Source organism: Streptomyces sp. NRRL F-525 (genome assembly GCF_000716605.1).
Taxonomy (GTDB): domain Bacteria; phylum Actinomycetota; class Actinomycetes; order Streptomycetales; family Streptomycetaceae; genus Streptomyces.
In genome coordinates this window covers 25815-40350 of record NZ_JNXE01000032.1, presented here as the reverse complement: position 1 = coordinate 40350, position 14536 = coordinate 25815, and the positions used below count along the sequence as shown (strand labels likewise).

Here is a 14536-nt window from a genome sequence, read left to right as displayed (position 1 = left end):
CATGTGATAACACTTCAGTCCTGCGCCGGTGGACGACCGGCGCGTGGACGAGATCCTGGGGGGATTCTCCATGCGGAAACGCGCTGCCCTGCCCGCGCTCGCGGGCGCCGTGATATTCACCGGCACCCTGCTGAGCACCCCGGCCGAGGCCGCCGGTGGGGTCACGATCTACCACGTCTGGTTCGACAGCCCGGGCTCGGACACCCGGTCCAACACCAGCCTGAACGGCGAGTGGGTGCAGATCAAGAACACCAGCCGGTCGGCGATCTCGCTCAAGGGCTATGTCCTCAAGGACGTCTCGAACCACCGCTACACCTTCAAGAACATCAAGATCGGCGCCGGCAAGTACATCAAGGTGCACACCGGCAAGGGCACGGACACCGCGTCGAACACGTACCAGGGCCGTGCCGCCTACGTCTGGAACAACACCAGCGACACGGCGACGCTGACGAAGTCCAACGGCAGCAAGGTCGACACCTGTTCGTGGACGACGCGGGATCCGAGCGACAAGTACTGCTGAACGAGGGCTAGTTGACCGGTCGGTGGAGGTTGTCCGCCTTGGACGGGCCCGGGGTCGTGTCGGCGATCCAGGGTCCGTCGCCCGACGGGTCGACGATGCCTTCTTCCAGCCAGGTGTACGCGCCGCCCATGACGCCCTTGACCACCTTGCGGTCGACGGCGTCGGTGTTGGTCCACAGGCGGCCGAAGAGTTCCTCGACGCGGATGCGGGACTGTTCGCAGAAGGCGTCGGCGAGTTGGTAGGCCTCGCGGCCGTGATCGCCCTGGGTGCGCAGGAGTTCGGCCCGTACGCAGGCCGCGCTCATCGCGAAGAGTTCCGCGCCGATGTCGACGATCCGGCCCAGGAAACCCTGCTTGGTCTCCATGCGGCCCTGCCAGCGGGACATGGCGTAGAAGGTGGAGCGGGCGAGTTTGCGGGCGCCACGCTCCACGTAGCGAAGGTGCCGGGAGAGGTCGATGCCGTGGCGGAACTCGCCGTAGGTGCCCGGGAGTTGGCCGCTGCCCGCGACCAGTTTCGGGAGCCACTTGGCGTAGAAGACACCCGCGTTCGCGCCCGCTTTCGCCTTGTCCTGAAGGGACTTGTCCGGGTCGATGAGGTCGCCGGCGACCTTGAGGTGGGCGTCGACGGCCTCGCGGGCGATGAGGAGATGCATGATCTCCGTCGAGCCCTCGAAGATGCGGTTGATCCGGAGGTCGCGCAGGACCTGCTCGGCGGGGACCGCCTTCTCGCCGCGGGCCGCGAGGGACTCGGCCGTCTCGAAGCCCCGGCCGCCGCGGATCTGGACCAGTTCGTCGGCCATCAGCCAGCCCATCTCGGACGCGAAGAGCTTGGCCAGCGCGCCCTCGATGCGGATGTCGTTGCGGTCCTCGTCGGCCATCTGCGAGGACAGGTCGAGTACGGCCTCCAGGGCGAAGGTCGTCGCCGCGATGAAGGAGATCTTCTTGCCCACGGCCTCGTGCTCGGCGATCGGCCTGCCCCACTGCTCACGCGCCGCCGACCACTCACGGGCGATCTTCAGGCACCACTTGCCGGCCGCGACGCAGGACGCGGGGAGGGAGAGACGGCCGGTGTTGAGGGTGGTGAGGGCGATCTTCAGGCCCGCGCCCTCGGGGCCGATGCGGTTCGCGGCGGGGACCCGGACCTGGTGGAAGCGCGTGACGCCGTTCTCGATGCCGCGCAGGCCCATGAAGGCGTTGCGGTTCTCGACGGTGATGCCGGGCGAGTCGGTCTCCACGACGAACGCGGTGATGCCGCCCTTGTGGCCCTCGCTCTTCGGCACCCGGGCCATCACGACCAGCAGGTCGGCGATCACGCCGTTCGTGGTCCAGAGCTTCACCCCGTCGAGGACGTACGCGTCCCCGTCCCGCACCGCGCTGGTCGCGAGCCGTGCCGGGTCGGAGCCGACGTCCGGTTCGGTGAGCAGGAAGGCGCTGATGTCGGTGCGGGCGCAACGCGGCAGGAACTCCGCCTTCTGCTCGTCCGTGCCGAACAGCTTCAGCGGCTGCGGTACGCCGATCGACTGGTGGGCGGAGAGCAGCACACCGACCGCGGGGCAGGCCGAGCCCGCGAGGGCCAGCGCCTTGTTGTAGTACACCTGGGTGAGGCCGAGGCCGCCGTACTTGGTGTCGATCTTCATGCCGAGGGCGCCGATCTCCTTGAGGCCGCTGATGACCTCGTCGGGGATGCGCGCCTCGCGCTCGATGCGGGCCGCGTCGATCCGCGTCTCGCAGAAGACGCGCAGCTTCGCGAGGAACTCCTCGCCGCGCCGGGAGTCCTCGGCGGGCGGGAGGGGGTGCGGGTGGATCAGGTCGAGCCGGAAGCGGCCGAGGAACAGTTCCTTGGCGAAGCTGGGCTTGCGCCAGTCCTGTTCCCGGGCCGCCTCCGCCACCTGCCGGGCTTCCCGCTCGGTGACGGTGGGTTTGCTGGATGGAGCGGACATGAGGCTCACCTCGCCGCGAATCGGGCCCTCGGACCATGGCGGTTACCGACGGGTGCTACCCGTTCGTATGTACCCGATCCACCGCGAAGCAGCCACCCTTCGCGCGTCCGTTCAGCCGATGTCGACGGAGTACGCCTTCGTGTCAAGGCGCCCCGAGCCCTTGAAGACCTCGGTGCCGGACTCGATGCCGGAGAGGTACTTGTCGTTGCTCAGCAGCTTCCGCCGGACGAGTGCCTGGGTGAAGTCGTCGATGTTCAGGGTCGCCTTGGTGGTGTTGGCGGTGCGGACGAAGGAGTACACGTTCCAGCCGATGTTCCCCTGGTAGATGTCCCACATCGCGCCGTCGAGACTGACGCTGCCGTACTTGGTGCCGAGCGGGCCCGCACCGCCCTGCCGGTTGAGCCAGATCATGATCTCGTCGGTGGGCTGGTCGGCCCAGTCGGCGGTGTTCTTGGAGTGCAGCCACAGGTCGTACGCGACATCGAGCGTGCCGGGGTTGGAGCTGAGCGCGAACTCCCAGCTGGTCTTCACACTCTTCCGGTCACCGACGCGGATCGGCAGCCCGGTGGTCGCCTTGTCGACCTTCCACCCCCAGTGCCAGCCGAGGACGGTACTCGCGAACGTCTTCACATCGGCGTCGGTGCCCTTGCTGTTGTTGGCCCAACTGAAGGACGTACCCCACGAAATGGTGGACCCCGACTGGGAGTTGTCCCACACGCACTGGCTGCCGGTGGCCTTGTCGCGTCCCCACTGGTTGTTGTTCACGTAGTACTTGCCGAGCGTGACGGTGTCGTCCGCCGTGCACTTCTTGCTCGACTCGCCCGCCTGGGCGACGGTGACACCGGCGAGGGCCGCGAGGGCCACCGCGGTGGCGACCAGTGTCTTCCGCTTCTTCGACAGGCGGGGTCTGCGGTGTTGCATCGGGGGTCCTTCCGGGGGACGGTTCGTCTACGGCCCGTCAGCGGCCGCTACGACCTCTCAGTGGCCGCCGACCCGCCCGGAGGTTGCCTTCCCGGCACGGAGAATCCCGCCGGGCCGGGGTTTCCCGCGCAGTCGAGCCCGGTGTTTCGAGAAAGTGTCGAAGCGCTTCGACAACCTATGGACACCCACACCGCCTGAAGCTAATGTCGAACCACCCTCACCCGCCCTTGTCAGCAACGCGCACTGTCGAAGCGCTTCACAAAGCTTGGAGAGCTGGATGGTCACCCTCGCCGAGGTCGCCCAGCACGCCGGAGTCTCGGCGAGCACGGTGAGCTATGTCCTCAGCGGCAAGCGGTCCATCTCCGGAGCCACCCGGCAGCGGGTCGAGCAGAGCATCCGCGAGCTGGGCTACCACCCGAACGCGGGCGCCCGCGCCCTCGCCAGCAGCCGGTCGAACATCATCGCGCTGATGGTGCCGCTGCGCACCGACATGTACGTGCCGGTGATGATGGAGATCGCCATCGCCGTGGCGACCACCGCCCGCCTGCACGGCTACGACGTCCTGCTGCTCACCGGCGAGGAGGGTCCCGACGCGGTGCGCCGGGTCACCGGCAGCGGGCTCGCCGACGCGATGATCCTGATGGACGTCGAACTCGACGACGAGCGGCTGCCGTTGCTGCGCGGCACCGACCAACCCTCGGTACTCATCGGCCTCCCCGCCGACACCACCGGGCTGACCTGCGTCGACCTCGACTTCGGCGCGACCGGCGCGCTGTGCGTCGAGCACCTCGCCAAGCTCGGCCACCACGACATCGCTGTCATCGGCGAGGCCCCCGCGGTCTACGAGCGGCACACCGGTTTCGCCGAGCGCACCCTCGACGGACTCCGGTCCCGCGCACGGGAGTTGGGCCTGCGGGTGCTGCACCGGCCGTGCGAGGGCGGGTACGACGCGATGACGACGACCCTGGCCCGGATCTTCGACGAGCGCCCCGGCACCACGGGCTTCGTCGTGCAGAACGAGTCGGCGGTCGAGCCGCTGCTCGCCTTGCTGCGCCAGCAGGGCCGGGCCGTGCCGGAGGACGTGTCGGTGGTCGCGGTCTGCCCCGACCAGGTCGCCACCCAGGCCTCGGTGCGGCTGACGTCCGTCGCCATCCCCGCGCAGGAGATGGGCCGTTACGCCGTGGAGCACCTGGTGGCCAAGCTGGACGGCCGCGGCAGCGACGAAGTCGTGCTGATCACACCGGAGTTGACGATGCGGGCGAGCACGGGTCCGGCGCCCGCCGCGTCGTCCTGACCCTTTTCCGACCTCAGAGCTCCACCCCTGTGCCGCCGCCAGGGCACCGCCATGTCTGCACTCCTCACAGGAGCCCTCTCGTGAATCAGCCTGCCGAAAACCAGATCAGTCAGGGCGCGGGTGCGGTCAGCCTCGCGCAGTCGTCGCCCACCGTCGGCACCTTCCGTGAGCGGGACGGCGCGCTGGAGTGGAGCGGCCGTCAGGAGACCCTGCGGATCGAACCGTGGGGGCCGGACGCGGTACGGGTCAGGGCCCGGCTCGGCGGCCCGCTGCTCGACGGGCTGCCGGGCGCGCTCCTCGACGAGGCGCCGCCGACCGAGGCGAGCGTCAAGATCGAGGACGGTCAAGGGACCCTGACCGTGGGCGAGTTGACGGTCGAGGTCGACGCCGAGGGCCTGATCCGCTTCCTGCGCACCAACGACTCCAGCGAACTCCTCGCCGAGGCCCGCGCCCACTTCTGGTGGCCCGGCTCGCGCCTCTACACAGCGGTCGGCAACGGCCACCACCGCCTGGAGCAGCGCTTCGCCGCGTACGAGGACGAGAAGCTGTACGGCCTCGGGCAGCACCAGCACGGCAAGCTGGACCAGAAGGGCCTGGTCCTCGACCTGGTCCAGCGCAACGCCGAGGTCGGCATCCCGGTGCTCGTCTCCAGCCGCGGCTACACCCTGCTGTGGAACAACCCGGCGATAGGCCGCGTGGAGCTGGCCGGCAACGGCACGCGCTGGGTGGCCGATTCGGCCCGGCAGATCGACTACTGGATCACCGCGGGCGACCCGGCCGACGGCCAGCGCCGCTACAGCGCGGTGACGGGCCGCACGCCGATGCTCCCCAAGTGGGCGGCGGGCTTCTGGCAGTGCAAGCTGCGCTACCGCACGCAGGCCGAACTCCTCGCCGTGGCAAGGGAGTACAAGCGCCGGGACCTCCCCCTCTCCGCCATCGTCTGCGACTTCTTCCACTGGACGCACCTGGGCGACTGGAAGTTCGACCCGGCCGAGTGGCCCGACCCGGCGGCCATGGTCCGCGAACTGGACGAGCTGGGCGTGAAGTTGGTGGTCAGCGTCTGGCCCTCCGTCTCCCCCCTCAGCGAGAACCACGGCGTACTGGAACAGCGCGGCTACCTCATCGGCACCCAGTACGGCCCGATGGCCCACGCCGACTGGCCGGACAAGGGGGTCGCGTCGACGGTCCAGGTGGCCTTCTACGACGCCACGAACCCCGAGGCCCGCGACTTCCTGTGGTCGAAGATCCGCGACAACTACCTTGTCCCGTACGGCATTACGGCCTTCTGGCTGGACGCCTGCGAGCCCGAGCTGAAGCCCGGCTTCCAGGAGAACCTGCGCTACTGGGCGGGCCCGGGCCTGGAGGTCGGCAACATGTACCCGGCCGAGAACTCCCGTGCGTTCGCTGAGGGGTTGCGCGCCGAGGGCGTCGGCGACGACGAGGTCATCACCCTCAACCGCTCGGCGTGGGCGGGCAGTCAGCGCCACGGCGCCGCGCTCTGGTCGGGCGACATCGGAACCGACTTCCCGACCCTGCGCCGCCAGATCGCCGCGGGCCTCAACACCGCGCTCTCCGGCATCCCTTGGTGGAACACGGACATCGGCGGCTTCCACGGCGGCGACCCGGACGACCCGGCGTACCAGGAAGTCATGGTCCGCTGGTTCCAATTCGGCGCGCTGTCCCCGCTGATGCGGCTGCACGGCTTCCGCGACCCGGGCATGCCGCTCGGCCCCGACATGACCGGCGGCCCCAACGAGGTCTGGTCGTACGGCGATCGGGCCCTGCCGATCCTGGAGAAGTACCTGCGGCTGCGCGAGCGCCTGAAGCCGTACGTCCTGGACGTGATGCGCGCCGCGCACGAGGAGGGGCTGCCGGTGATGCGGCCGCTGTTCCTCGAATTCCCGGCGGACCCGGCGAGTTGGTCGGTCGACGACGCGTACCTCTTCGGCCCGGACCTGCTGGTCGCGCCGGTGCTGACGGCGGGCGCCACGGTCCGTACGGCGTATCTCCCGGCGGGCGCGTGGTGGACGGACGCGTGGACGGGCGAGACGTACGAGGGCGGCACGGCGGTCACGGTCGACGCGCCGCTGGACCGGATTCCGCTGTTCCTGCGGGACGGGGCGGCGTTGCCGGTGACGGAGTAGGGGTCGGGGCGCCCGGTGGGGGCGGGCGCCCGTGACGCTTCCGTTGTGCGGAACTGTGGCCTCCGTCACAGCCGTACCGATCTTGTTCTGCTGGACTCCTCCGATGGTGTTACGCAAGCTCGCCATCGTTGCTGGCCTCGCCGCGTTCGCCCTGTATCTCTGGGGTCTGTTGCACGTCCTCGGCGCGCTGCTGGAGGCGGAGGACGGCGGCACCGACTCGTCGCCGCTGCGGCCCTGCCGTACGACCGGCTGGCAGTACGACAAGGAGGCCCAGAGCGTCACCGACTACTCGGTGGACTTCGTCCCGCTCCGGTTCGTCTGCGAGACGTCGGACGGCGGGAGTTACGTCGCCGACACCGTTCCCGGGTACGTGAATCCGGCGGTGTTCGGCCTGGTGCTGGCCGCGCTCGGCTGCTGGGTCTCCGCCCTAGTCGTGGCGCCGCCCGGCCCTCGCGGAGTACGAGGACCGGGCGGCTGACTGACCTGCATGTGGGTCAACTACTGCTGACGCTCTCGCTGTTGGTGGTGAAGTCCAGCCCGCCGGACGAGGACGTGATCTCGAACCCGAACTGCAGGTCCCCGATGGTCACGTTGCCGAACCAGCCCTTGGTGTCCTTGATCCACTTGAGGATCGACAGGACGTTGACCGTGCCGGAGCTGGAGTTCGAGGTGCGCACGAACGAGAACACGTCGTTGGCGCCGTTGTTGCCCTTGTAGACGGTCCAGGTGTGACCGCCCAGCGTGAGGGTGCCCTGCGAGGTGCCGAGCGGGCCGACGGCGCCGGTCTTGTTCATCCAGAGCATGATCTCGTAGTCGTAGTTGGTGTCCCAGATGTCGTACGACGTGTTGTACGCGCCGGACGACGGGACCGAGACGTTGTAGCTGCTGGACAGCGAACCGAGCGAGGTGATCGACTTGTTGATCACCTTCTTGGCGTTCGGATAGGCCTTGATACCACCGGTGTTGGGGTGGTTGGCGTTGACGCCCCAGTTGGTACCGGAGTTGGCCCAGATGCACTGGCTGCCGGCGCCGGAGCCCCAGATGTCGTTGTAGAGCGTGTAGCCGTTCAGGGTCGTGGTGCCCCACTGGTCGCAGGAGCTCCAGACGGCGGCGGAAGCGGGGGCCGACGCGAGCGCGACGGTGGCTCCGAGCGCGAGTGCGGGGGCGAGAACGGCCGTAAGTACGCGGCCCTGCTTGCGTGTTGCCATGGTGTCCCTTCCATGGGTGGGGGGAGGTGCGAGTGGCTACCGCGCCCCCAGGGTGAGGACGCGGTCTTCTCCGGCGACGAGGTCGAGCGGCTCCGTGCCGGAGGAAGTCCGGAGTTCGACGCGGTGGGTTCGGGACGGCCGGATCAGCGCCGTGGCGGAGTGGGGCGTCCAGCTCAGATCGACCTCCGCCCCGAACCTCGTGCGTACGCCGGTGAGTTGACCGTGCGGATACGCCGCCGGCAGCGCGGGCAGCAGGACCAGCCGGTCCGGGGTCGACTGCACGAGCGCCTCGACGACCACACCGGGCAGGGTGTGCGCGGCGTCCGCGTTGTAGACGTCCCGGTTCGGGTAGTGCGCGCTCATCAGCGAGGCATGGAAGAAGTCACCGTCGAGCACCTGCCCGAGCGCGTGCGCGACCCGCTCGCCGTCGCGGAGGCGGGCGGCGACGAGCGCGTGATGCAGATGCCCGTGCGCGGAGTCGTTCTCGGCGCCCCGGAGTTGGAGCGCGCGGTGCGCGGCGGCGGCGAGCTGCGGGGTGTCGTACGGGTTGATCTCGTCGAGCGGCCACACCCCGTAGAGGTGACTGAGATGACGGTGGTCGTAGGTGTCGTCGAGGCCCGGCCAGGCCCATTCGGCAAGCGCGCCCTGGGAGTTGACCCGGTGCGGCGGCAGCCGGTCGGCGAGCGCAAGCCAGCGGAGGGCCTCTGGCGTACCCGGGTGATAGGCGACGGCCGTGTGGAGTGCGTGCCGGGCCGCGGAGAGGTCCATCGCCGCGTTGATCGCGCCCCAACTGGCGCTGGCGTTCGCGGGACGGTTCTCGGGCGAGTACGAGGGGACGACGACCAGGTTTCCTTCGGGGTCACTGCGGCTGAGGAAGTCCTCGTAGAACAGGGCGACTTCGGCCAGCACGGCGGCGGTACGCGGATCACGTGCACCGCGCGTCTCGTCGTGGTCGACAAGCGGCTTGAGCAGCCAGTCGGCGCCAGCGGTCCAGAGGTGCAGCGGGTACTCCCGGCTGAAGTGGTACGACAGCCCGGACTCGCCGTCGGTGTGCGCGGGCGCGACGACACCCCGGGCACCGAAGACGGCACGGGCGTTCTCCCGCCAGTCGTCCAGCTGACGGTGGATCAAGGAGGCGAGGGCGTCCGCGACTTCGGGAAGGTCCGCGCTCGCGGCGGACGCGGTCTGGAGGTTGAGGTTCGCGTCGTTGGTGAACGCCCCCGACCAGGCCGTGTTCCAGTCCCCAGTCCACAGTCCGGTGAGCCGGGGCGGGAACAGTCCGCTGGATGAGAGCAGGTGATACCGGCCGGCCGCGAAGAGCCTTTCGAGGAGGCCAGGGCTGTGGTACCGCTTCAGCAACTCGCTTCCGGGGAGGGCGCGTTCGGCGTCATCGGCATGGAGATCGAGGGCGACGCGGGCGTAAGCCGTACGGTGAAGCGCGAGGTGGCGGTCGAGGAGCGCGTCGTAGGCCCGCTGCCCGTCGGATAGCAACTCCCGTAGGGCGCGCGTCTCTTCCACGACGTCCAGCTCGCCGGTGTGGCGCCGGACTCGGGTGAGGAGGAGGACCTCATCGGCCCCGGCGATCCGAACTCCCGCCGAGGTGAGCCGTGTCGTACCGCCGGTGACCACGGCGAGGGTGACTCCGGTGTACGCGCGGTCGCTGTCGGGATAGCGGACGCGGAGGGTGAGGACGGCGCCGTCGGAGGTGAGGAGCGTGCCGTGGCCGACGCCCAACCCTGTCGGCGCACCCGGGAGTTGGTGCTCCTGGGCGAGGTCGAGGGTGAGGTCCGGTGCGGTGATGTGCTGGACGATCACGTCGTCGGCGCGGGAGACGAAGACGCGGCTGCGCCAGTCGTCGCAGCGGGCGGTGACCTCGCCGGTGGCGAAGTCGACGGTACGGCGGTAGTCGCGCCCGGCCGCGCCGGACGGCCTGCGCAGCCGTAGCTGGAACGCCGGGTGGAAGGGCTGCACCCACTGGAGCGGGCGGTCGTCGGTGAAGCTCTCGGCGGCGGCGAGGTCGCCGGCGAGCAACCGGGCCTGGAGCACGGGGAGTTCGGCGGCGAGGTGTGGGGGCCGGGCGTGTTCGGCGCCGTTCGGGCGGACGAGGGTGTGGTGGGTGACGATGACGCGATCATCGTTCGGATCGCCGAACACGAGGACGCCGTGGTGGCCGTTGCCGCTGAGGAAGGCGTCCTCCCAGCGGGCGGCGGGGAGGGGCTCCCAGGTGGCGTGCGCGGGGCCGGGGGCCGGAGGGCTGGCCGGTGCGGGTTCGCTGGTCATGGGCGCAACACTGCCGCACCGTAACGGCCGAGAGTGATCTCGCCCTCGGCGGTCGTGTCGGTGAGCAGGTCCCGGTGGGTACCCGGGAGGTCGAGGGTGACTGGTTCGCGGCCGTGATTGAGGAGGAACAGGAGGTCTCCGCGCCGCACGGCCTCGACGCCAGGCGGAAGCCCGGCGAGCACCGGGCGCACCCCCGCGTCGGTGGCGATACGGGCGAGCAGGCCTCGCAGCGCGTGCGGTTCGGGGAGCGTCGAGACGTACCAGGACCGGCCCCTGCGAAGGACGGCGGGGAGGCCGTCCAACTCCCCGCCCTTGTAGGGAATCACCTCGTCGACGCCGTCGTCCTCCGCCTCGATCTCCTCGGACCACAGCGTCCCGCGGAACCCCTCGCACTCCGCCATCTCCCCCGCGTCCAGCGGACACCACTCGTGCAGGGTGCGGATGCCGAACAGCTCGCGGAGACGGGCGTCCATGCCGCCGGTTCGTACCCGGTCGTCCTCGTCGGCGATGCCGGTGAGGAAGCCGGAGATCAGGGTGCCGCCGTCGCGGACGTACGCCAGGAGGTTGTCGATCGCGGTGTCCGTGAGGAGGTAGAGCTGCGGGACGACGACCAACTTGTAGGCGGACAGGTCGTGTTCGGGGTGGGCGAAGTCGGTGGTGAGGTGGGACTCCCAGAGGGCGCGGTGCCAGGCGCGGAAGACGTCCGGGTAGTCGACCTCGGTGGAGAGACGGCCGTCCTGCGCGCCGGCCCACCAGGCGTTCCAGTCATGCAGGATCGCGATGTCGGCGGTGATGTGAGTGTCCGTCACCTCGCCGCCGATCCGGGCGAGTTCCGCGCCGAGCTGCTTCACCTCCTGGAAGGTGCGGCCCCGCTCCCCCGCATGGCTGAGCATCCCGGAGTGGAACTTCTCGGCGCCCTGCCGGGATTGACGCCACTGGAAGTAGCAGACGGCGTCGGCGCCACGGGCCACTGCCTGGAGGGACCAGAGGCGGTTGAGGCCGCGCGGCTTGGGGTGGTTCACGCCACGCCAGTTGACGGGTCCGGCGGCCTGCTCCATGAGCATCCAGGGACCGCCGTGCGCCTGGGAACGGGTCAAGTCCTGGACGAGAGCGGCACTTTGGGCACCGAGCGGATCGCGCGGATCCGGATACAGATCGACCGAGACGACGTCCTCCTCCTCGGACCAGCGCCAGCCGTCCTGCCCCACCCACATCGGCATGAAGTTGGTGGTGACCGGGAGGTGCGGGGTGTACCGGCGGACGATGTCGCGCTCGGCGGTGTAGCACTCCAGGAGCATGTCGGAGGTGAAGCGCCGGAAGTCGAGCACGTGGGTGGGGTTGTTGAGGTAATGGGCGTGACGCGGCGGCAGGACGCCGTCCCAGGAGTCGTAGCCCTGGCTCCAAAAGGCCGTGCCCCAGGCCGAGTTGAGGGCGTCCAGCGTGCCGTACTTCGCGCGCAGCCAGCGGCGGAAGGCGACGGCGGCCTCGTCGCCGTAGTCGAAGGTGCAGTACTCGTTGTTGATGTGCCACATCGTGAGCGCGGGGTGACCGGCGTAACGGGCGGCCAGGGCCTCGGTGATGGCGGCGGCGTGGTGGCGGTAGACGGCGCTGGAGTGCGAGAAGTGCTGCCGTCCGCCCCACCATTCGATACGGCCGTCCGCGTCGCGGGGGAGCGTCTCCGGGTGGAGTCGGCCGAGCCACGGCGGCGGGGAGGAGGTGGGCGTGGCGAGGACGACGCCGATGCCGCTGTCATGCATGAGGTCCATCAGGCGATCGAGCCAGCCGAACTCCATTGCCCCCGGCTCGGGTTCGAGCCTGGCCCAGGAGAAGACGCCGAGGGTGACGGAGTTGACGCCGGCGTCCTTCATCAGCCGGACGTCCTCGTGCCAGGTCTCCTCGGGCCACTGCTCGGGGTTGTAGTCACCGCCGAAGAGGATGCGACCGCGCGTGGCATCGCTGAGCCGAGGCATCAGAGCTGCTCCCCGTACTGGATGCCGCGCCCGTTGGTGGCGAGGTACACGCGCCCGTGGACGCGCGGATCACCGATGACGGCCTGCCCGACCCAACCCCACTGATGCTGGTCGTCGTTGATCCGCACCCAGGTCTTGGCCTCGTCGTCGGAGCGGTAGACGGCGGTGATGGTCTCGGTGGAGCCGACTTGATAGATCGCGGGGTAGTCGGCGCCGGGCGCGGCCCTGCCGAAGCCGAGCGTGTAGGAGGCCCAGCAACTGGCCACCTTCGAGAAGCTGACACCCCCGTCGACGGACCGGTAGAGCCCGTTCCACTTGACGCTCAACCACAGGTCACCGGACCGCCCGGGCGCCGCGACCAGCTGGAACTGGCTGTCGCCCGAGGGCAGTCCACCCGCACGCTGTGCGAACGAACGGCCACTGTCAGTGCTGGCGTATAGCGTTCCTGTGTCGGTGTCGTATGCGTAGAAGAGCGTCGGGTCGGCCGGGTCGGCGACCGGCGTGGCGCCCTTCGGGAAGGAGGAGACCTCGGTCCAGGTCGCGCCGTTGTCCGCCGAGCGGTGAGTCGGGTACTTCGTGCCGTCCCAGTGCACGAAGGACCACAGCAGCGTACCGCCGTCGGCGCTGGTGGCGATCGGCCCCGGTGAGTCCCCGGCGATGTCGGGCTGGGCAGCGAAGGGCGCCCAGCTCCGCCCGCCGTCGCGGGAGTACGCACCGTTGCCGTTGTCGCCGAAGCCCGTGCGGACGACGTACGACGGCCTGCCCGCGGCCTGCGCGATCCCGGTCGCCGACCCGAACACGGGGTTCGTCGCCATGCCGCGCGACGGAGACGCCGTGAGCCGCTCGTGGTACATCACGCCGATGTCCCGCGAGGCGCTGATCAGGTGCGCCTCCCCGACCGGGGGCGAGATCAGCTGGATCACGGACGTCTCCTCCAGGCCACGGATCCGCGGCGCCCAGTGGGTGAGGTCACGGGTGCCGTAGAGGGTGGCACCGGTGCCGTAGACGACGTGCTTCGAGTCGTGCGGGTCGACGGCCACGGCCTGGATCCACCAGCCGAACTTCGGCTGTTCAGCACCCCACTTGAGGAAAGGAGTCTCAGACACGTCGAAGACAGCAGCGTCCTTCAGGGACGTCCAGGTACGGCCGCCGTCGGTGGTCCGGTACAGGGTGTCGACGGCCGCCCAGCGGTTGTTGGTGGAGACGACGACGGTGCCGGCGCGCCGGGCGTCGACGGCGACCCCGCCGTACCCGAAGGTGTCGCCGCCGCCGGGCTGGACGGGGCTGACGTCCGTCCAACGACCGCTTCCGACAGCCAACTTGTGCACACTGCCGGTGGACTGCCCGTTGGGCCCGGGCGCGTCGGCGTACGTCACGTACAGCTCACGGGAGCGTGCGTCGTACGCGGCCCGGATCGGGACCTTGGCGGAGATGCCGGTGGGCTGCGCGGGGACGGCGGTCCAGGTGGTGCCGTCGGTGGTGCGATAGAGGGTGACGGCGGTCGCGCTCCCGTCTCCGTCACCCCACCCGGCGTAGACGGCACGGCCGACGGCGACGAGGAAGGTGACGCCTTGACCGGAGTCGCTGGCGGTCGCCGGGAAGCCGGTCGCCGCCGCCCAAGTGACGCCCCGGTCGGTCGACTTGAGCAGCCCGTCGTGCCGGGTGCCGAGCCACAGGGTGTCACTGTCCCGCGGGTCGACAAGCAACCGCTCCCCCGCCCCACGCCCGTCCTCGTTCCCGCCGAGCTTCACGGTGAGGTCGGTGCGGGTCCAGGTGGTGCCCCGGTCCTCGGAACGGAGGATCGCACCGTTGCTGGCCCAGGACTGCGCGTAGGTGCCGACGGCGAGGTACAGCCGGTCCGGGTGCACGGGGTCGACGGCGAGCGCCTCCACACCGAGCAAGTTCCAGTCGTCCCACCCGAGTTGATCGGTGAGCGGGGTCCAGCGGCCGACCCGGTCGTCCCAGCGGTAGGCACCGCCGATGTCGGTACGGGCGTAGGCGAGGCCGCGGACGGAGGGGTGGAAGAGGACGCCCGTGACGAATCCGGTGCCGCCGATGACGGCATTGCGCCAGCGATAAGCGGGCGCTTCCGCAGCCTGCGCCCTCGTCGTGAGGAGCGGCACGGTGGTAAGCGCGGCGGCGGCTGCGGCACCCGCAAGAACGGCACGCCGGCTCATTTCGGACGCACGCATGACACACCTCGTTCTACAGAGAAACGGTCAGGGGAGTTTTTTAGGGGCGCGGGGAACTGCGCGACCAG

10 protein-coding genes are annotated in these 14536 nt (G+C 69.8%); 4 read left to right on the top strand and 6 right to left on the bottom strand.

The features are described 5' to 3' along the window. Positions 1-70: 70 nt before the first annotated feature. On the top strand, positions 71-520 hold the full coding sequence (locus OO69_RS35020) for a lamin tail domain-containing protein (RefSeq protein ID WP_033284982.1): 450 nt from the start codon (positions 71-73) through the stop codon (positions 518-520). Positions 521-527: 7 nt separating this feature from the next. Here the strand turns inward: OO69_RS35020 and OO69_RS35015 are convergent, their stop codons facing one another. Both OO69_RS35015 and OO69_RS35010 read right to left on the bottom strand, forming a co-directional pair. Then, a complete protein-coding gene (locus OO69_RS35015; protein ID WP_033284932.1) occupies positions 528-2459 on the bottom strand; it encodes an acyl-CoA dehydrogenase family protein in 1932 nt (643 codons plus the stop codon). A 111-nt stretch (positions 2460-2570) separates the two neighbouring features. After that, positions 2571-3380 (bottom strand): GH12 family glycosyl hydrolase domain-containing protein, encoded by an 810-nt coding sequence (locus OO69_RS35010; RefSeq protein WP_033284931.1) that lies wholly within the window; start codon positions 3378-3380, stop codon positions 2571-2573. 277 nt (positions 3381-3657) lie between these two features. Here OO69_RS35010 and OO69_RS35005 point away from each other — a divergent pair, with 277 nt between their 5' ends. The 3 genes from OO69_RS35005 to OO69_RS34995 all read left to right on the top strand — a co-directional run bounded on the left by OO69_RS35005 (position 3658) and on the right by OO69_RS34995 (position 7296). Further along, the gene (locus tag OO69_RS35005) at positions 3658-4674 is read left to right on the top strand and encodes a LacI family DNA-binding transcriptional regulator (RefSeq protein WP_033284930.1); all 1017 of its coding nucleotides are present in this window, start codon (positions 3658-3660) and stop codon (positions 4672-4674) included. Between the two features lie 80 nt (positions 4675-4754). After that, positions 4755-6818 (top strand): TIM-barrel domain-containing protein, encoded by a 2064-nt coding sequence (locus OO69_RS35000; RefSeq protein WP_033284929.1) that lies wholly within the window; start codon positions 4755-4757, stop codon positions 6816-6818. Between the two features lie 103 nt (positions 6819-6921). Continuing rightward, positions 6922-7296, top strand: a complete 375-nt coding sequence (locus tag OO69_RS34995; protein ID WP_033284928.1) for a hypothetical protein — start codon at positions 6922-6924, stop codon at positions 7294-7296. A gap of 16 nt (positions 7297-7312) precedes the next feature. On the opposite strand, the gene OO69_RS34990 is transcribed toward OO69_RS34995, so the two are convergent. Genes OO69_RS34990 through OO69_RS34975 form a run of 4 tightly spaced genes read right to left on the bottom strand, consistent with a single transcriptional unit; the run spans position 7313 to position 14468 of the window. Then, the gene (locus OO69_RS34990) at positions 7313-8026 is read right to left on the bottom strand and encodes a glycoside hydrolase family 12 protein (protein ID WP_033284927.1); all 714 of its coding nucleotides are present in this window, start codon (positions 8024-8026) and stop codon (positions 7313-7315) included. A 36-nt stretch (positions 8027-8062) separates the two neighbouring features. Further along, positions 8063-10306, bottom strand: coding sequence for a glycosyl hydrolase family 95 catalytic domain-containing protein (locus tag OO69_RS34985; protein WP_033284926.1), 2244 nt, complete (start codon positions 10304-10306; stop codon positions 8063-8065). Next, complete coding sequence (locus OO69_RS34980) at positions 10303-12276, bottom strand: beta-galactosidase (RefSeq protein ID WP_033284925.1); 1974 nt, start codon at positions 12274-12276, stop codon at positions 10303-10305. Before OO69_RS34980 ends, OO69_RS34985 begins: the two co-directional genes overlap by 4 nt. Next, positions 12276-14468, bottom strand: coding sequence for a 1,4-beta-glucanase (locus OO69_RS34975; protein WP_033284924.1), 2193 nt, complete (start codon positions 14466-14468; stop codon positions 12276-12278). The genes OO69_RS34980 and OO69_RS34975 overlap by 1 nt, the downstream gene beginning before the upstream one ends. Between the last annotated feature and the right edge of the window lie 68 nt (positions 14469-14536).

What these genes read in the sequence shown, in the direction of transcription:
- OO69_RS35020 (WP_033284982.1), top strand. Translation starts at nt 71, where the DNA reads ATGCGGAAACGCGCTGCCCTGCCCGCGCTCGCGGGCGCCGTGATATTC.
- OO69_RS35015 (WP_033284932.1), bottom strand. Translation starts at nt 2,459, where the DNA reads ATGTCCGCTCCATCCAGCAAACCCACCGTCACCGAGCGGGAAGCCCGG.
- OO69_RS35010 (WP_033284931.1), bottom strand. Translation starts at nt 3,380, where the DNA reads ATGCAACACCGCAGACCCCGCCTGTCGAAGAAGCGGAAGACACTGGTC.
- OO69_RS35005 (WP_033284930.1), top strand. Translation starts at nt 3,658, where the DNA reads ATGGTCACCCTCGCCGAGGTCGCCCAGCACGCCGGAGTCTCGGCGAGC.
- OO69_RS34995 (WP_033284928.1), top strand. Translation starts at nt 6,922, where the DNA reads ATGGTGTTACGCAAGCTCGCCATCGTTGCTGGCCTCGCCGCGTTCGCC.
- OO69_RS34990 (WP_033284927.1), bottom strand. Translation starts at nt 8,026, where the DNA reads ATGGCAACACGCAAGCAGGGCCGCGTACTTACGGCCGTTCTCGCCCCC.
- OO69_RS34985 (WP_033284926.1), bottom strand. Translation starts at nt 10,306, where the DNA reads ATGACCAGCGAACCCGCACCGGCCAGCCCTCCGGCCCCCGGCCCCGCG.
- OO69_RS34980 (WP_033284925.1), bottom strand. Translation starts at nt 12,276, where the DNA reads ATGCCTCGGCTCAGCGATGCCACGCGCGGTCGCATCCTCTTCGGCGGT.
- OO69_RS34975 (WP_033284924.1), bottom strand. Translation starts at nt 14,468, where the DNA reads ATGCGTGCGTCCGAAATGAGCCGGCGTGCCGTTCTTGCGGGTGCCGCA.